The sequence below is a fragment of the Sporolactobacillus kofuensis genome (assembly GCF_024125425.1).
In the GTDB taxonomy this organism is placed as follows: Bacteria; Bacillota; Bacilli; order Bacillales; family Sporolactobacillaceae; genus Sporolactobacillus; species Sporolactobacillus kofuensis.
Genome location: NZ_JAMXWN010000003.1, coordinates 199,510 through 217,621, shown reverse-complemented (window position 1 = coordinate 217,621; position 18,112 = coordinate 199,510). Strand labels below are relative to the sequence as shown.

The 18,112-nt window shown below is 40.4% G+C and carries 14 protein-coding genes; 10 read left to right on the top strand and 4 right to left on the bottom strand.

Features of this window, described 5'->3' with window-relative positions:
• The first annotated feature begins 29 nt into the window (after window positions 1–29).
• The 6 genes from NIE32_RS03820 to NIE32_RS03795 all read left to right on the top strand — a co-directional run bounded on the left by NIE32_RS03820 (window position 30) and on the right by NIE32_RS03795 (window position 7,642).
• The gene (locus tag NIE32_RS03820; protein ID WP_253053182.1) at window positions 30–824 is read left to right on the top strand and encodes an MBL fold metallo-hydrolase; all 795 of its coding nucleotides are present in this window, start codon (window positions 30–32) and stop codon (window positions 822–824) included.
• Window positions 825–1,073: 249 nt separating this feature from the next.
• Window positions 1,074–2,309, top strand: a complete 1,236-nt coding sequence (locus NIE32_RS03815) for a S1C family serine protease (protein ID WP_253053180.1) — start codon at window positions 1,074–1,076, stop codon at window positions 2,307–2,309.
• Between the two features lie 616 nt (window positions 2,310–2,925).
• Window positions 2,926–3,405 (top strand): 23S rRNA (pseudouridine(1915)-N(3))-methyltransferase RlmH, encoded by a 480-nt coding sequence (gene rlmH / locus NIE32_RS03810; protein ID WP_253053178.1) that lies wholly within the window; start codon window positions 2,926–2,928, stop codon window positions 3,403–3,405.
• A gap of 66 nt (window positions 3,406–3,471) precedes the next feature.
• Window positions 3,472–4,671, top strand: a complete 1,200-nt coding sequence (locus NIE32_RS03805; protein WP_253053176.1) for a sensor histidine kinase — start codon at window positions 3,472–3,474, stop codon at window positions 4,669–4,671.
• A 15-nt stretch (window positions 4,672–4,686) separates the two neighbouring features.
• The gene (locus NIE32_RS03800) at window positions 4,687–5,328 is read left to right on the top strand and encodes a response regulator (RefSeq protein WP_253053174.1); all 642 of its coding nucleotides are present in this window, start codon (window positions 4,687–4,689) and stop codon (window positions 5,326–5,328) included.
• Between the two features lie 127 nt (window positions 5,329–5,455).
• Complete coding sequence (locus NIE32_RS03795) at window positions 5,456–7,642, top strand: MMPL family transporter (protein ID WP_253053294.1); 2,187 nt, start codon at window positions 5,456–5,458, stop codon at window positions 7,640–7,642.
• Window positions 7,643–7,861: 219 nt separating this feature from the next.
• Here the strand turns inward: NIE32_RS03795 and NIE32_RS03790 are convergent, their stop codons facing one another.
• The 3 genes from NIE32_RS03790 to NIE32_RS03780 form a co-directional block, all read right to left on the bottom strand.
• Complete coding sequence (locus tag NIE32_RS03790; RefSeq protein WP_253053172.1) at window positions 7,862–8,572, bottom strand: ABC transporter ATP-binding protein; 711 nt, start codon at window positions 8,570–8,572, stop codon at window positions 7,862–7,864.
• 4 nt (window positions 8,573–8,576) lie between these two features.
• Window positions 8,577–9,650 carry an ABC transporter permease gene (locus NIE32_RS03785; RefSeq protein WP_253053170.1) on the bottom strand — a complete coding sequence of 358 codons (1,074 nt, stop codon included), beginning with the start codon at window positions 9,648–9,650 and terminating at the stop codon, window positions 8,577–8,579.
• Between the two features lie 96 nt (window positions 9,651–9,746).
• Complete coding sequence (locus NIE32_RS03780) at window positions 9,747–10,367, bottom strand: TetR/AcrR family transcriptional regulator (RefSeq protein WP_253053168.1); 621 nt, start codon at window positions 10,365–10,367, stop codon at window positions 9,747–9,749.
• Window positions 10,368–10,737: 370 nt separating this feature from the next.
• On the opposite strand from NIE32_RS03780, the gene NIE32_RS03775 reads away from it, so the two are divergent.
• The 4 genes from NIE32_RS03775 to NIE32_RS03760 are packed head-to-tail and all read left to right on the top strand — an operon-like array spanning window position 10,738 to window position 17,279.
• Window positions 10,738–11,553, top strand: a complete 816-nt coding sequence (locus tag NIE32_RS03775; RefSeq protein ID WP_253053166.1) for a response regulator — start codon at window positions 10,738–10,740, stop codon at window positions 11,551–11,553.
• On the top strand, window positions 11,534–12,583 hold the full coding sequence (locus NIE32_RS03770) for a HEAT repeat domain-containing protein (RefSeq protein WP_253053164.1): 1,050 nt from the start codon (window positions 11,534–11,536) through the stop codon (window positions 12,581–12,583). Before NIE32_RS03775 ends, NIE32_RS03770 begins: the two co-directional genes overlap by 20 nt.
• On the top strand, window positions 12,580–14,019 hold the full coding sequence (locus NIE32_RS03765) for a glycosyltransferase family 2 protein (protein WP_381451578.1): 1,440 nt from the start codon (window positions 12,580–12,582) through the stop codon (window positions 14,017–14,019). The genes NIE32_RS03770 and NIE32_RS03765 overlap by 4 nt, the downstream gene beginning before the upstream one ends.
• A gap of 5 nt (window positions 14,020–14,024) precedes the next feature.
• Window positions 14,025–17,279 carry a hypothetical protein gene (locus NIE32_RS03760; RefSeq protein WP_253053162.1) on the top strand — a complete coding sequence of 1,085 codons (3,255 nt, stop codon included), beginning with the start codon at window positions 14,025–14,027 and terminating at the stop codon, window positions 17,277–17,279.
• A 205-nt stretch (window positions 17,280–17,484) separates the two neighbouring features.
• Here the strand turns inward: NIE32_RS03760 and NIE32_RS03755 are convergent, their stop codons facing one another.
• Complete coding sequence (locus NIE32_RS03755; RefSeq protein ID WP_494337182.1) at window positions 17,485–17,949, bottom strand: DUF8821 family protein; 465 nt, start codon at window positions 17,947–17,949, stop codon at window positions 17,485–17,487.
• Window positions 17,950–18,112: the final 163 nt, after the last annotated feature.

Genomic DNA, 18,112 nt, shown 5'->3' with positions numbered 1-18,112 from the left:
TTTGTGAATCACCCTTGGGAGGGGTAGAAGTGGCTTTTAATTTTAGCGTACTGGCAAGCGGTAGTACGGGGAATTCTCTCTATATAGAGACTGAGCAGCAGCATCTATTAATTGATTGTGGATTAAGTGGCAAGAAAATGATTGAACTGCTCGGACAAATTGGTCGACGCCCAGAAGACATTGATGGGATCCTCGTCACCCACGAACATAGTGATCATATTAAGGGACTTGGTGTCTTCGCGCGGCGGTTCCATACACCTGTCTACGCAAACCCGAAAACTTGGCAAGCAATGGCCTCAGTGATTGGGGATATCCCTGTTGAACAGAAATTTGCGTTTTCTGCAAATACGTCAAAAACGTTTGGTAATTTAGACATAGAGTCTTTTTCTGTCTCTCACGACGCAGCTGATCCGATGTTTTATGTTGTGCGTCATCAGGAGAAGCAGTTAACGCTATTGACCGACCTTGGTTATGTCTCCGATCATATTAAAGGGTTAATTCGTGATTCGGATGCGTATATTATGGAGGCAAACCATGATACAGAAATGTTGATGATGGGACGCTACCCTTGGAGCGTCAAACGGCGTATTCTTGGGGATACCGGCCATATTTCGAATGAAGAGTCGGGACGCGCACTTACTGAGGTCTTTGGTGATCGCACGAAGAAGATCTATCTTGCACACCTAAGTAAAGACAACAATATGAAAGAATTGGCGAGAATGAGCGTGGGTCAGCGACTAGAGAGCATTGGATTAAAGTTAGGACGCGAAGTCGGTCTCTTCGATACGGATCCGGAACATTCAACCTCATTAACAGCTATTTAGGTTTATTCCCATTAGATTGTGGCTATTCTTTACATAGAAGAACGGTAATTTTGCGATGCTTATAGAAATAGTCACATAATTTTTATAATGGAAATATTAGGTGGTACATTAAGAGTACAGAATACAAGAGAGATCAGCACTTGAGAGCGGCACCTTTGTCAAAGAAAACCGAACTATTTGCGATGCTCAATTTGATGTGCCTTTTCATGTGCTGGAATGCTCTGTGAATGCATCAGAGGAGGAATAGGTATGGGGTATGACGACAACCAAATAGGGAATGATCCGGAATCAAAAGAAAAATCTCGCCAATCACATGAGACCCGCATCCGCGGGGGCTGGTTTTTTTCTGGTTTCGTTGGTGCCATTGTCGGCATGGTTTGCCTTCTGATCTTTGCTCCAATATTATCAGATCTAGGCGTATTTCCATATCAGGTTTCGACAGGCGCGCAAAATTCAAGTAATGTCAGCAACCCAACATTCAACCGTCAAATAAACGTCAACGTTACATCATCGGTAACCCAAGCTGTGGATAAGGTTTCTCCGGCGGTTGTTGCCGTAATTAACCTGCAGAAGGCGAACTTCTTCGACAATAAGTATACTGAATCAGGCATTGGTTCCGGAATTATTTATAAAAAAGACAATCAGTATGCCTATGTTGTAACCAACAATCACGTGGTTTCCGGGGCGGAGAAAGTGGAAGTCCGTTTGAATGATCAGTTAAAAACGAATGCCACAGTTCTTGGGAAGGATGCCCTGTATGATTTGGCGGTGCTCAGAATTCCAGCGAAGAATGTAAAGTCAGTTGCTGAATTTGGGAATTCTTCGGAATTGAAACGTGGCGAACCGGCAATTGCGATTGGCAATCCGCTTGGCTTTTCCGGTTCAGTAACCGAAGGGATTATTAGCTCTACGAATCGAACGATCCCGGTTGAAAGTAATAATGCATCGATTGAAGCTCAGGTACTGCAAACGGATGCGGCCATCAACCCTGGCAACAGTGGCGGTGCACTTGTGAATATAGCCGGGCAGGTCATTGGTATTAACTCATCGAAAATCGCTTCGACGGGCAGTGGTACCGATGAAGGGGTAGAAGGAATTGGCTTTGCGATACCAATTAATGTGGCCAAACCGGTAATTAGTAAATTGGAGAAGAACGGCAAGATTGAGCGCCCGATGCTTGGTGTAAGTATTGTTGACTTGTCAATGGTACCTAATGAAGAAGTAAATCAGCTGCAACTGCCATCGAGTATAAAAACAGGTCTGGTTGTCACCGATGTGCAAAATTCAAGTCCTGCAGCGAAAAGCGGGCTTGAGGCTGGCGATGTGATTACGAAAATTAACGGGCACGAAATCAAAAGCTATATTGAATTCTCCACATATATGTATACGCAGCTCCGTGCGGGTCAGACAGTTACGATTGACTTTTACCGAATGGGCAAGCTTCATCATTCGCATTTGAAACTTGGCAGCAAGACTTTTTCATAAATAAAGATTATTGAGGTGGATCGAAGGACAAATAAGTCTTTCGATCCGTTTTTTTTGGAAAGATAAGAAAGTAAAATGCTTATAACATAAAAAGGCGGCGAAGATGCGAGAAGCGAGCAATCGAAGTGCAAGTGATGCAAAATAAGGACCGAGTGTTAATTCGCCCGGTTTTCTTAGAAGAACAAGTAGAAAGGTGTATAAAAACGTTCATAATGTGGACAAGTTGTGCACATAGACGATAAGTTATCAACAAGTTATTCACATTTTAAGGTGAAATGTGAATAACTCTGAAAATTCACCTCATTTATCTATGATAAAATGAATGTGCCTAAGTTAGATTACTGAAAATAAAATGGGGAAAAATCTTGATTTGATGGGGAAAATGACTCTATGCAGAATCAAGTGTTCGTAAAAAGAAGCGGTATAAAAAAAATTTAGCAAAAGCGACAAAATTTGAGCCGTTTTGATAAAAATAGTTATCCACATTCGTCAATTTTCAACATTTTTCAATGTGCATATCTTGTGGCAAACGCGTGATTCCATACAGAATATAGCAATTGCCTGTGGATATGTGCATAACTTCTGTGTATAACTCCAAATAAGGTTGGGATAAGTTGTGAATATCAGCATTTTATCAGTGGGAAAACTGAAAGAAAAATATTTCAAACAAGGCATTGAAGAATATGCAAAAAGATTAGGGCCTTATGCTAAAGTGACGATGATCGAAGTTCCTGATGAGAAAGCCCCCGAGAACTTATCCGACGCAGAAATCGAACAAGTCAAGCAGGCAGAAGGTGATCGCCTATTGAAAAAGTTGCCCGAAACGGCTTATGCTATTGCACTGGCGATTCAGGGCAAACAAATGCCGTCGGAAACATTTGCAGCAAAGATTCAGGATCTTGCCACCTATGGGCACAGCGATCTCGCCTTTATCATTGGCGGATCGAACGGACTCAGCGATGAAGTCTTAAGACGGTCCGACTTCCAGCTCTCTTTCTCCAAATTCACCTTTCCTCATCAGCTTATGCGCCTCATCTTAATTGAGCAGATCTATCGCGCATTCAAGATCATGAGAGGTGAACCGTATCACAAGTAAATGAAGTTTTTTATCCCTGAAAAATGAGAAGCATTTTAGTCTACATTGGTGAAAGGAGAAGGAAGAATGCATAAGGGTAATCGTCTCATAATGTCTTTTAATAGTGACTCATTTGTGGCATCACCATTGAGAATTGCTACTGTTCTCTGGTCAATAGCTATATATATCGGATCTTTGATGCTCCAACATGTCTATGATCAGTCTATGATTGGCATTCTTGCTTTTACATTAATTCTTGTTGTTCCGTTAAATTGTTTTTTGTTTTGGTTTTCGTTTTTATTTACAAAAAAATGGGTTTGGTTGTACTTTATTCTTCATGGCGGACTCGTTTTCACTTCTGCACTTTTGATTCCGAATGGTTCTCCTGTTCTATTAATTGGTCTGATTCCTATAATAGTCGCTCAGAGTATGACGGTCTTTCACGAGAAAAGAAAAGCTTTGGTCATTTTTTGTATCTTTTATTCCCTCTATTGCATCGTTATTGGCGTAAACTATGGACCGCAAAGATTACCAATGTTTATTCTGATCTTCTTATTAATTTTAGTCATTGTTAGCTTCTATTCCATCATTTATAGCAGACAAGTTGATGCAAGGATGCGAATGGAATATTACGTGCGTGAATTAGAGGCGGCGCAGCTGAAAGTTGAAGAATTGACTTTAGCTAACGAACGACATCGTATCGCCCGGGATTTACATGATACATTAGCACAGGGTCTCGCGGGACTAATCATGCAGTTAGAGGCGGTCGATGCACATCTGCAGAAAGAAAATTATACGCGCGCCAAAGAAATTATTAAACAGTCAATGATTAGGGCAAGGGAAACGTTGAGTAATGCCAGATTGGCCATTGATAATTTACGAGCAGAGGTTATCGAAAAGGTTAGTTTCGAGCAGGCAACGCTAAAAAAGATAAAAGAATTTACGAATCTAACTTCGATCCAGACCGATTATAAAGTTGATCCTTTGCCGAAGTTGTCCTCTCTTAAGTTAGAACATATGTTATATATATTTAGTGAATGCTTGGCAAACGTGGCGAAACACGCGAAAGCGAAGAACGTAAAAATCGTGGTAAAAGTTCAAGACAGGAACGTAATCATGCGCATTGAAGACGATGGAATTGGGTTTAAGATGAGAGCGAGCGGCAACAATGAAGGAAAATATGGATTGTTGGGGTTAAGAGAAAGAACGCGATTGGTTGATGGTAAGATCGACGTGACGAGTGTACTCGGAAAGGGCACCAAAATTAAAATTTCTGTACCCATTTGATATGGAGTTGGTAATTTGAAATATAAGCTATTAATTGTTGATGACCATCTGGTTGTTCGCGAGGGTTTGAAGTTAATTTTAGAAACCAATGATCTATTTCAAGTCATAGGGGAATCCGAGAATGGTAAAGCGGCTCTATCTTTTTTAGAAAAACAAAAACCAGATGTCATTTTAATGGATCTTGTTATGCCAGTTATGGGTGGACTGGAGACCATGAAGGCCATAAAAGAAAAAGGCCTTTCGATCCCCATTGTTATATTGACCACCTATAACGAAGATGAGCTCATGCTGAAAGGGTTAGAATTAGGTGCTAAAGGCTACTTATTAAAAGATACTGGGCGTGAAGATCTTTTCAATTCTATTGTCTCTGCAGTCCATGGTGATACACTACTTAAGCCGGAAATTATGGCGAAATTATTGCAAGCAAAAGAAGGAGAATCAAACATTGAGTCTCAACCAGTTAATCTGACAAAAAAAGAATTGTTCATTTTAACGGCAGCAGCTAAGGGCGCTCAAAATCGGAAGATTGCCAGTGACCTGGGCATTGCAGAACGCACGGTTAAGGCCTATTTTACAAATATTTTTAACAAGCTTGGCGTGAGCACAAGAACAGAAGCAGTTGCAGTCGCTCTTGAACGGAATCTCATTCATCTCTAAGAAAAGACAGACTATGCCCTTTCGTACATTAGGAAGTTGCCCCAATGTACGATTTTTTTTTTACTTAGATCTTATAAAATAAAAACGAACAATTGTGTAGAAAGATGAACTTAGAGAGGAGATTATGATGGCAAAATATTTATATAGTCTAGGAAAATGGGCAGCAGATAATAAAAAGAAAGTGCTCTTGGGTGCATGTGGGGTATTAATCGCTCTTGTTGTTCTTGCTTTAAGTATGGGACCGTCCTTTAGTGATAAGATGACCATACCCGGTACGGAATCCCAAAAAGCATCGAAGCTTTTGACAAAGGCATTTCCTTCAACAAAAAATGCAAAAGCGCAAGTACAAGTACTATTTAAGGCACCAAAGGATAAGACACTGGAGTCTAAAAAAGAGCAAAAAATTATATCAGAAACAATAAATGCTATTAAAAAGGATAAGGCTGTATCTTCGGTTGCTGCTCCTGAAGTCCTTCAAAACTACAGTAAAAATAAAAGAATTGGTTATGCGCTTGTTACGTACAAATCTACAGCAACAAAAGTTAGCGAAGCATCCAAAGAGAAAATTTTAAAAGTCGTAAAAAAAGCAAGAAAAGCAGGTATGCAAACCGAATTAGCCGGTGATGTTTCATTTTCAAGTATTGAAGTTGGCGGAGTAACAGAAGGAATTGGTGTCTTGGTTGCTTTCTTGGTTCTCGCAGTAACCTTTACATCCTTTTTAGCAGCAGGTATGCCGATTCTTACCGCTTTAATCGGACTTGGTATTGGATTGATGGGCATTATCTTTGCCACCAATTACATGGATATCGCCTCCTACGCACTTTCGCTATCGGCGATGTTAGGATTAGCGGTCGCGATTGATTATGCTTTGTTCATTATCACCCGTTTTAGAAAAGAATTAGGCAATGGGTACTCCATTAAGGAATCTATAGGGATCGCCATTGGAACAGCGGGTAATGCGGTTGTCTTTGCAGGGATGACGGTAGTTGTTGCACTATTAGGCTTGTCCGTTGCCAAGATTCCCTTTTTAACCGTAATGGGTGTGTCGGCGGCATTCAGTGTGTTCATTGCTATATTGGTCGCCATCCTTGTTGTTCCTGCATTATTAGGACTAATTGGAGGAAAAATTGGTCCATCACGGCAAAATAAATTTTTGAAAAAAATAAGCCGGGGAAATAAAAAGGTGGGTTCAAATAGGTGGGGTAAGTTTGTCACGACGCGTCCACTCTTGGTCACCATTCTATTCGTCGCCATACTGATCAGTATTAGTATCCCTTTTTTCCACATGAATCTTGGGCTTCCTGATAATGGGATGAAGTCAAAAACAACAATGGATCGAAGAGCTTACGATTTGCAAACAGAAGCATATGGTGAAGGTGTTCATGCACCGCTCGTCATTTTAGCGCAAACAAACACTAAGACAAAGCATGCACAAGAAGCGATTAATCGTACAGTTAAAGCGATTAGTTCCTTGGCTAATGTCAAAAGTGTGACTCCGGCGATCCCAAGCTCATTACATGGTGTATACATGATTTCACTAACACCAAAAACAGGGCCAAACGATACGAAAACAAGCGATCTTGTTCATGCGATTAGGAAAAAATCACTGAGCCTACAAAAAAGTCAGCATGTGAAATTGTATGTAACGGGTGCAACTGCGGTTAATATTGATATTTCACAAAAATTAAGCGATGCATTACCAGGGTTTTGTCTCTTAATTGTAGGTTTTGCGTTTATCTTGCTCGTCGTTGTCTTTCGGTCGATTCTTATCCCTTTAAAAGCGGTACTTGGATTTATTCTCTCTCTCGCTGCAACATTAGGATTTTTGGTTTTTGCGATTCAGGATGGTCATCTGATCAACTTGTTCGGATTTCCGACGAGCACGCCGATCCTAAGCTTTTTACCCGTTATCGTGGTTGGTATACTGTTTGGACTAGCCATGGATTATGAAGTTTTTCTCGTCAGTCGAATGCGCGAAGAATTCATCCATTCGGGAGATGCAAAAAAATCGGTTCTGATCGGCATGAGAGAAAGTGGTAGTGTGGTCACGGCAGCTGGCCTCATCATGGTGGCAGTATTCGCAGGATTTATGATGACTCCGGAACCGATCATCAAGTCCATGGGTCTGTCTCTAACTGTAGGGGTTTTGTTTGATGCCTTCATCGTTCGCATGACCATTGTCCCTGCGGTTATCACGTTGATGGGAAAATCTGCTTGGTACTTGCCTAAATGGCTGGATAAAATTTTGCCCGATCTAGATATTGAGGGGAAATCAATTTTAGAAGAGGAACAAAAGAGAAAAATGATTAGTTAATCGGACGCTTCGTCATTTTCTGTGGGCTTCATACCTGCTTGCCGCTTAATAGCATTAAACCCAAATAAGGGTGCTGCTTTGGCGGCCCTAAAGGCGAACGGACGTCCCGTTTCCTTAAATACATTGAAAAACACATTTCTAAAGAAAAGGCAAAAGCTCTCTTGATGGGAACTTTTGCCTTATTCTTATTTATAAGATGTGACGAAAAGTAGGTGGACCTTAATCCGAAGCGTTTAACTGTGCATCTGCCCGGTCTCCATGAGCAATCTGACTTAACTGGCCATCAACGATGGTGAATACTTTATCACAATACTTTGTTAAACGGTGATCATGGGTCACCATAATCGCCGCCTTGTTTTTTTCTTTGACCTCTAGCGACAGAATAGACATGACTTCAAAGGCTCGATCTGAATCAAGAGAAGCTGTAGGTTCATCGGCTAACAGAAGGCTGGGCTTGGTGTAGAGTGCTTTAGCAATTGCTACTCTTTGCTTTTCTCCTCCTGAAAGATCAGCAGGATACTTCTTTACTAAATCGTCAATGCCCAACTGTTTGAGTAGTTTCTCTTTCTCATTTGGGTTCATCGTTCCCTTTTTAACTTTATCAAGCAGACGAAACTGATTCTCAACCGTTAAATAAGGGATGAGATTAGAAGCTTGTAGAATAAACCCAACTTCGCTGAGACGGATCCTTGATCTTTTTTTCTCGCTTAGTTTTGTTACATCCTGACCATTAATCAACACGGAACCTTCAGTTGGTCTTTGTAGTCCACCTGCGATTGTCAGAAACGTACTCTTCCCGGATCCTGAAGGCCCAATGACTGCAATCAATTCACCTTTTTCAGCGCTAAAATGGGTGGGTTTCAATGCGTTCACTTCAGTATGTCCGCTGCCGTAAATCTTTGAGGCATTCTGAATCTGTAAGATGCTCATCTTATTAGCCCCCTATCGCTTTAACAGGATCGATTTTCACAATCGTTTGAACAGAGAACAAACTACCAAGCGTTGCGACAAGGATAAAGATTATGCCGTAGACGAAGAGCGCTGGTATATTTAGTTGGATGGGGACAGCTGCGGGTAAGCATACGCCTGTGATTGTCGTCAATACCAATCCGATAAAAACACCGAATAGTGCGAGCAGGAATGTTTGCGCAATAACTGACCGGATGAGAAATCCTGAAGAAATGCCCTGAGCTTTCATCACGCCAAATATACTTACTTTCTGAATGGTGAGTACATAGAGAAAGATACCGATCGTCACGGAAACAATGACAAATAAAAAGTAAATCATGAAATCTAAGCTTATTTTTTGAGGCGTGTATCCGGGCATATTCTCAATAAACGTTTCGATCGGTGTCAGTTTAAGTTTAGGATCGACTTTTAAGTGAGCAAAGTGAGGATCGCGAAGGACAACACCGTTAATCAAGCCTTTTCCACTGGCATTTGCCTTACCGTATTTTATTTTTTGAACGGTTGATTGTGTTGTATAAAGTACGGGTGCTGCATTAAACTTAGCGTTTTTAGTAAAGCCAACAATAATCAGTTTCTGATCCGAGGATGAGATGTTTAAGTGATCCCCTATTTTTAATCCGTCTGCTTTCAATGAATCATCCGCAACCACTTCATTGTCTGTAGTAAAGGCGCGGCCTTCAGATATTTTGGGCATCAGAAATTGGTCCTTTTGAATGCCTGTAACGGCCACGCTTTCCTTAATTTTAGTACCACTTTTTCTTGCGACGAGAAGAATCTGAGCAATTTGAGCCTTATCTTTTGCTGAGATATTTTGGGCAGATTGGATGGTCATACTGGATTGTGGCAAATTAATGTTGGATTCATCGGATAAAACAATTGCATCTGCGCCCCATTGATCAACCGCTTCTCGGTTTAATTCAGCTAATCCGTTGGCTAGCCCGGATAAAAGAAAGACAAGATAAGACATTAAAGTTAGGACGCCAATAATGAGTAAAAAACGTAATTTGGCGCTTTTTAGTTCATTCCAGGCTAAAAACACACCAATCCCTCCTCGCTTGAAACACATTTGGATTCACTTATCAGGTGATAAGTGAAAGGAGTCAAAAAAAGTACTTTGACAATTCAAAATACATCTTTATTTTAGCAGGCCATGAAGTAAAAAATCAATCGTTGTGTTCAACTTGTTGGAGAGAGAGGGTTCCTGTGCACTTACTGAGTGTTTGGATGTAAGTGGAACAATAGATGAAAGGCAAAAGCGTGCAGCTGCATCAATGTCTAATTGTTCTCTGATTAGGCCATGCTTGGCCCACTCTGCAAATAATTCTTTAAAGGGCATTAAATAGGTTTGCTGCCAAAGTTCATAGAGGATGTATTGATTTTTTTGGTCGAATTCAGTAAAAATATCCTCAATCATCATCATTACATTTGTCGGATGTTTTTCAATTAAGATCAGCAACATTTTAGTTAATATCACTCGTGGTGATTCTCGAAGATTGTGGTCGTTTAGTCTTGAGAACTCTTGTTTAATATCAGCAGTAATCTGATGAATCACGGCTAAGTAAATACTTTCTTTGTCGTGAAAGTGATGGTATAACGCAGGTTGTGTTAAGCCACATTCTTTTGCAATTTTACGCGTGGACACAGCATTATAGCCCTTTTTCATAAATAGCCTGTTGGCGGTCTGAATGATTTTTTGCTGTGTGCGTTTATACTCTTCTGCCCGAGTCAACTTTTTCTCCATCCTTATTTGCTTCATTATGATCGTCATCCTAAACGTCGTTACGTCTCTTATCTATGATACAACGTCTACGCTTTTAAAGATATCCAGCAAACGGAAAAAAGTGAGAGCACAAAAGGATAAGAGAAGACTTGTCCGGATCTCGTAAACGTGGATCCGGTTTTTATTTGCCTAATTACCAATTACCAAGGTCAAAAGCGTTTAAACACTGGATCATGTGCTCATTGCCGGGTCGTTTCTTGTCCTGAATCATAGTCTGTAACAAAATGTTCAGAATTTGTTCATATCTCTGTAGTAATATTTAGAAACTGAATGATGTAAGAAAATTAACAAATCTGCAGTTTACTTAAAAAATAGAGTTTAGAGAGATAGAGAGGTGTGTTTACAAATGAACGGGAATCGTTCGGGGCTGATTTCTGAGCTATTATACCTATTCAAGATGAACAGAGCGTTTTTGAGTCACGCGCATTTACCTTATCATGTGGTGATTACGCATCATGAAGATCGTGAATCTCATGCGGGAAAATTACTTTTTACTGAGATGAATGCGTTTTTTTGTTTGTCCATAACGGAATCGGTGACTCTATTTATTTTTCCAAACGTGACGCAAAAAAATGTAAAGGATACCGATTGCTTCCGCTCAGATCAACCCGGTGTAAAAATTACTGTTTTTGATGACAGGACAGAGGATTTCGAAAAAAAGTTGATTAACTTGCTCAATGAGTATGAACCTGAAATTTTTTATGATGCAAATGGAGTCAGCAGTATGATAGCTGCCGGGTCATTTACAGAGCCCTTACATTTCTCAGTCATCGATGACGATCCGATTGCACGATCGTTCCTTAATGAATTTATTGAACGACAAGATTGGGACTGTCCTTCAGATGTTAAGACTTTTCGAGAAGGGCAATCGTTTTTTGAAAGTAAACGCCTTGAAGAACCTGGAAAGCACGTTGTACTTCTGGAGAATGTACTTCCCAGAATAACTGGCCTTGAAATTGTTAAGCAAATTAGGAAAAATTACGCTGATGATACAGTTTCGATCATGATGTTTTCGGGAAGAAAAAGAGAAGAAGATGCGCTCAGCGCGTTTAAATTCGGTGTCAATGACTTTATGGAGAAGCCGCTGAAACACCAAGAAATGGCGGTAAGAATTAAGAACATGACGAAAAGGATGAGAGAACTTGTTTCCTCTTTCAATTAAGATTGTTGTCTGGTCAGTGATCACTTTGTTTATTATACTGTCGGTTCTATTTATTATTCTTGTCGTGCATAAAATTTATGAAAACAACAGTCAGGCCAGTGTTGAACAATTAAAAAGGAAGATACAACCTCTGATCTTTCAGAATTTATTTTGGAACCAAGAGCATTCTCTGGAAATGTATTCTAAAAAAAGGCCATTTGGGGATTCAATCCTTGAATTAGTAAAAGAAATTAACAATCAATTCGATTTAAATTCGCTTAATTTCATTCAATCAAAGACGTTCGAAGAATACATTGTTCCAGTGATCAAAAAAAGATTAGGGGTACACAGCTGGAGTGAGCGAATGAATACCTTATATCTCCTTGAAAGTCTGGGACCTGCAGCGTCATGGATTAATCTATGGCAAGTCTATTACCGAAAGCACATTTCTCGTCAGGAACAATATATCATTTTAAGAATCAATGCACAGGCAAACGATCTGCGCGTCATTAGTCAATTAATGACAAAACCACCATATCATTCTGTTTATTTTTATAAACAAGTCATTTCAAAGATGGATGGGCGACTATTCAAACATCTCGTTGATCAATTCGATGAATGCACTCAAGAGTTGAGGATCTCTATACTATCTGTAATTGGGGAGAAACGTGAATTACACTATCTTCCCTTTGTTGAAAATCATTTGTCCGATCAAAGCATGGACATTCGTATTCACGCCCTTAAGACGATACGTGACTTTTCGTATATCAGTAAGAATGAGAAACTTCTTCCTTTTGCTAACTCGGATTACTGGATTGAACAGATGATTTTTTGCCAGATTGCAAAGGGGTTAAAAACACCTGAGTACCTTCCAGCACTTAAAAACCTTCTGACAAGCAGAAACTGGTGGGTGCGCCATTATTCGGGCGAGGCAATCGCTCACACACCGGGAGGGATGGACGTGTTAAGAAAAATAGCTTTTGGAAGCAAGGATAAATTTGCCCAAGATATGGCGGATCAATGGATTCAAAGGGCGGAACTCAACTTATGATGGATGTACTCAACCAATCGATATCAACGCTCTTCTATACGGTAGGGCTGCTGATTCTTATTTATATGTTAGGCGTTGTCTGTTTTTATTTCATTATATTCATTGTTTCAGCTTTCGAATTGAAAAAGCTTCAAGAACTGGATGAGGTCGACCCTTATGAAGAATTGATCAGGTCTTATGATACCAAGCCGATTTCGATTCTTGTCCCAGCACACAATGAAGCAATGGGCATAACGGAAAGTGTCAATTCCTTGCTGAGCCTTATCTATCCTGAATATGAAATTATTGTGATTAACGATGCGTCAACAGACGATACATTACGTGTAATGATTGACCAGTTTCAGATGGAAAAGGTTCCTATTGTAATCAGAAAAGTCCTGAACAGCGCACCAATTCGTGCCGTTTATAGGTCAAAGTCTTCCCCAAATGTGTTCATGATTGATAAAGATCATGGTGGAAAGGCGGATGCCTTGAACGCGGGGATTAATTTGTCCAAATACCCTTATTTCTGCACCATTGATGGTGATTCTATTCTTGAACGCAATGCGCTTTTAAAAGTGATGAAACCAATTATTGATTCAGACGAATCGGTCATCGCTGTGGGAGGATCAGTCCGTATTGCCAACGGTTGTTCAATTACTGCGGGTGAAGTCATGAAAATCAGTCTGGATCGAAACCCCATTGTTATTATGCAAGTGATTGAGTATCTGCGCGCTTTTCTGATCGGGAGAATAGGCTTAAGTAAATACAACATCCTGATGATTGTATCCGGAGCATTCGGTGTTTTTAATAAAAGCTGGGTAATTAAAGCGAAAGGGTACAACACAAAAACGGTCGGAGAAGACATGGAACTTGTTGTTCACCTTCACGAACTGATAAAGAAAGAAAAGCAAAAAAAGCAAGTGAAATATATACCCGATCCCGTATGCTGGACAGAAGCCCCTTCAAGCATGAGAATGCTATGGCGTCAGCGTGCGCGCTGGAACAGAGGGCTGTTCGAAGTGCTTTGGATGCATAAGAAAATGCTTTTTAATCCGAAATATAAGAGCGTCGGACTCATTTCATTACCCTACTTTTTCTTGATCGAATTACTTGGAACATTTGTTGAATTTATTGGTTATCTAATTCTGATTTTCGGAGCATTATTCTCGTTAATTTCAGTGAAAATGGCGTTACTTCTCTTTTGCTTCAGCTTGCTCTTGGGTTCTCTCTTATCCATGTGTGGCGTGCTTCTTGAAGAGTGGAGTTTAAAAAAATACCCTAAAGTTACGGATCTAGTGGCTTTATTCGTTCTTGCGCTTACAGAATCATTCTGGTATAGACCTCTGATCACGTTTTTCCGCTTTACAGGGATTTTGCAGATGTTCACTAAGAGTAACAAATGGAAGAGTATGGAACGAAAGGGTATTTCGTCAACAAGTACAGTAAATAGGTGAAAAATATGAAAAAATGGCTCTTAATTTCTACCTTGCTCTTGATTCCGCTCATCCCGGCGATCATCTGGTATTTCAAACCGGTCACGCCACTAAATGTCGTCATCTTGGACAAGACTGTGCCGACCGTTAATTATCGTGAACATCAATCTTTAACTTGGTTATTAAATTATTTAAAAATCGTCCCGACTACGAGTGCTAAGGACTATTCAGTAGTAGACTATGCGGGCTATCACCCCGAGAAGAAACGTGGCTCGAAAATCGTTCCACTCGAAAATGAGAAACAAAAGGCTGATCTGATCTATTTAGCCGATACCTATGGCGTATACCGTCACCAAGAAGAGCGCTACCAGAAGCCCATTTACGGGGGAACCACATCTAAAGAACTATCATGGATCGATCAGCAAATAAAAAAGAATCATGCCACAGTGATTGCTGAATATAACACATTACAAAGTCCAACCTCAGCAAAAACGCGTGCAGGTATGGAAGGATTATTTGGGATTCATTGGACTGGATGGATTGGCCGATATTTTCCTAATCTCCAGGCCAAAAATAATCCGGATCTGCCGTCATGGGTGCCCCGAGATTACAAAAATAAATACGGGAAAAAATGGACCTTTAAAGGGTCAGGATTTGTCCTCTCAAAAGAGAACGGGGATATTCTTGTCTTGCAGCAGAACAAACAAGTCAAAGGCCAAGGCATACAGGTCTCCTTTACTTCTGAGGGAAAAAATATTTTTCATTTGAAACAATCGCCTAATTACAATTATTGGTTTGATATTCTAAATACAAACGGTGCCGAAGAGTTGGCAACCTACCAATGGAAATTAACATCCAGCGGGAAAGAACTTTTGCAAAAAAATGAAATTCCACGTTCATTTCCTGCGATTACCATGCAAACATATAATCAAAGCAGAAACTATTATTTTGCCGGTGATTATGTTGATTCCGGCCAATCGCTGTTTCTTCATCAGTATGAAGGGATTCCGACAATGCGTCGCTGGTTTGCATCCGGGAGCAGAGGAGATACAGACGCTTTCTTCTGGAAAACATATGTTCCATTAATGACGACAATTTTGAAAGACAGACAAAAGGTCCACGTACAACAAACAAAGCTTAAGCAATCGAAGCTTAAGCAAGCAAAGCACATACAAACAAAGCCTTATTACGCAAAAGTTAATCAACGGTCTTTTTCTGTTCTTCAAAATGGAAAGTGGAAAAAGATTAAGATTAAGGGTGTCAATATAGGAATCAGCAAACCTGGAAAGTTTCCCGGGGAAACGGCCATAACACAAGATGAATATTACCGTTGGCTGACGGAAATCGGGAAAATGCATGCGAATACAATTCGCGTTTATACGCTGAACCCACCCGGATTTTATCGGGCACTTTATCAATACAATAAAAAACACTCAAAAAACCCAATCTATCTGTTTCAAGGTGTTTGGGTTAACGAGCCCGACATGATTAAGGCAAACGATGCCTATAACAGGGGTGTGTCGTCAGCATTCCGAAAGGCAATCAAACAGCAGATTGACGTGATTCACGGAAATGCACACGTGCCCTATGTACCCGGGAACGCCAGTGGTATCTATTCTGCTGATATTTCCAAATATGTCATCGGCTGGATTATCGGAATTGAGTGGGATCCCGATATGGTGATGCACACCAATGCATTGCATAAAAACGATCCACAATATAGAGGAAATTTTGTTTATACAAAAGGAGCAAATCCGTTTGAATCATGGCTAGCAGGGATGATGGATTCAACCATTAAATACGAGCAAACGCACTACCATGTGATGCGCCCAATCAGTTTTACGAACTGGGTAACTACCGACCTACTCAAACATCCTGGCGAACCTCTTCCAAAAGAAGACGAAGTGAGTGTGAATCCGGACCATATTTATCTTAATAAGAATATGCCGGCAGGCGAATTTGCATCCTATCACATCTATCCGTATTATCCGGATTCACTCAACCTTGAGAAAAAATATCTGAATTTCAAAAATAGTCGAGGTCAAAAGGACAATTATGCCGGCTATCTTAAGGAATTGGATAACGCCCAGCATTTACCTATCTTGGTGGCTGAGTTCGGGGTACCCAGTTCGAGAGGAAAAACACATAATAATCCATTTGGTATGAATCAGGGTCAATTATCAGAGGAACAACAAGGGAAGGTTGATGCCTCGCTTTTTCAGGATATAAAGGCTGAAAAGCTGCTCGGCGGATTAATTTTTTCCTGGCAAGATGAGTGGTTCAAACGCACCTGGAACACGATGGATTACGACGATCCTAACCGTCGTCCGTTTTGGTCAAATGCACAAACGAGTGAACAGCAATTCGGAATGCTAAGCTTTGACCGACTTAAAATAAAAGTTGATGGGCAGGATTCTGATTGGAAACATTCACCGTTCCTATACCGGCAGAAAGCTCAGAAAACATCAGGACCTCAACTTGTTAATATGCAAGCGGATCATGATGAGCGCTATCTCTATTTGAAATTTAAAGTAAACGGTCTTGAAAAGACTTCTGCCAAAAAGGGAGACAATCCGATCCTCATTTATTTTGATACGCGAAACAATGCCGGAAATCAAAAAATGGGTACTGTTGATTACCCGGGCGGTAGCGAATTTGTTCTCTATCTAGATAAAAAAAATAATTCCCGGATCCTGGTCGATAGTTACTACGACGTGACGTATTATCAATACAGCCGCTTGAATTTGATGAAGAAACAGCCGTACGGCGGGAAAGCTAATACAGGTATTTTTAATCCGGAAAAACTCGTTCTTAACAAAGTTGATTTGAAATCAGGAAAAAATGTGTTGGCCTATGAGACTGGAAAATTGACGTTTGGAAACGGAAATCCGGACAGTAAAAACTACAATTCCTTGTCCGATTACTATATAAATCGCTCTAATGGAATTATTGAGATTCGGATACCCTGGCTGATGCTTAATTTTAGAGATCCCAGTCAACTGGAAATCATGGGTGATATGTGGCAAACAGGATTGGCAAAGGGTGAAAAAATTAAGGGGATAAAGATTGGCGCTCTGCTTCTCAATAAGCCATTGAAGAATGGAAATCCTTTAAATTTACGTGCCTCATCAGTGATCAACAGTTTTCCAAAATTATCAAAGAATAAACTGAGCATAAAACAAACGCAAATGTATCGCTGGAAGCCATGGAATACGCCACAATACAGTGAACGTCTGAAGCAGACCTATTATATTATGAAAAAAGAGTTTGAAAAGCCCTAAGTAGTTACTTTTATGCTTGGCATGGTAAACCATACCTTCAGCATATAAGGATTATTGCAAAAAAAGTAACAGCACCCTGAACTGAACCCCCGAAGTTGGACAACGAAAGGCCAACTTTGGGGGTTCAAATCACAGAAAGGTGCTGTTTTGTTCTTTGAATGTCTTGATGTACACTTCGTGTGGCTGTTTTTGCCCTTTTGCTTGATTAATATTCTCCCTTAATGACAAAAAACGAGCCCCGAATGGTTCCAGCGAGTTTTGACTTCTGCCGAGCAAACTTAAACTTTTCTACTAACTCCTTCGGTACCTCCATCCCCTCTGAAAGCTTAAAACCAACAGCGCGCTTCTTAGGGTTATCGATCGTGTACATGACGTTAACCTCAAGCCCATCCTCATAAATGACGTAGGCAAATTTGATATTTTCTACTTGGAAACGTGACGTTTCTAAAGGCTTGGCCGCAAATTCAAGAGCACGTTCTTCTTTCAAAATCCGGTTCACATAATCAAGCGTTTCCTGGCTTTCACTGGCTGGCACAACCGTAAATTCATGCTTGTATTTGTTCATAAAATAACGGGCTTCATGAGCACGTAAACCGGCAAGCGTGTCTGCCACAGGCGAAGACTCTAAACCAACCGTAGACACATTTTTAAAATCAACGATATAGGACAATTCCATCCCTCATTTAACTTTTTATTTTTTTACATCAGAAATCCACAGTTCACCAAATACTCAATTGTTCCCCATGTGTTCTTCAGGCAGTGATGGGCATCATTTACTACTATTATTGCATAACCAAGCAGTAATCGTAGAATCAATGGGCAAAGGCCAAATA

What these genes read in the sequence shown, in the direction of transcription:
- NIE32_RS03795 (WP_253053294.1), top strand. Translation starts at nt 5,456, where the DNA reads ATGGCAAAATATTTATATAGTCTAGGAAAATGGGCAGCAGATAATAAA.
- NIE32_RS03765 (WP_381451578.1), top strand. Translation starts at nt 12,580, where the DNA reads ATGATGGATGTACTCAACCAATCGATATCAACGCTCTTCTATACGGTA.
- NIE32_RS03815 (WP_253053180.1), top strand. Translation starts at nt 1,074, where the DNA reads ATGGGGTATGACGACAACCAAATAGGGAATGATCCGGAATCAAAAGAA.
- NIE32_RS03805 (WP_253053176.1), top strand. Translation starts at nt 3,472, where the DNA reads ATGCATAAGGGTAATCGTCTCATAATGTCTTTTAATAGTGACTCATTT.
- NIE32_RS03775 (WP_253053166.1), top strand. Translation starts at nt 10,738, where the DNA reads ATGAACGGGAATCGTTCGGGGCTGATTTCTGAGCTATTATACCTATTC.
- NIE32_RS03780 (WP_253053168.1), bottom strand. Translation starts at nt 10,367, where the DNA reads ATGAAGCAAATAAGGATGGAGAAAAAGTTGACTCGGGCAGAAGAGTAT.
- NIE32_RS03790 (WP_253053172.1), bottom strand. Translation starts at nt 8,572, where the DNA reads ATGAGCATCTTACAGATTCAGAATGCCTCAAAGATTTACGGCAGCGGA.
- NIE32_RS03760 (WP_253053162.1), top strand. Translation starts at nt 14,025, where the DNA reads ATGAAAAAATGGCTCTTAATTTCTACCTTGCTCTTGATTCCGCTCATC.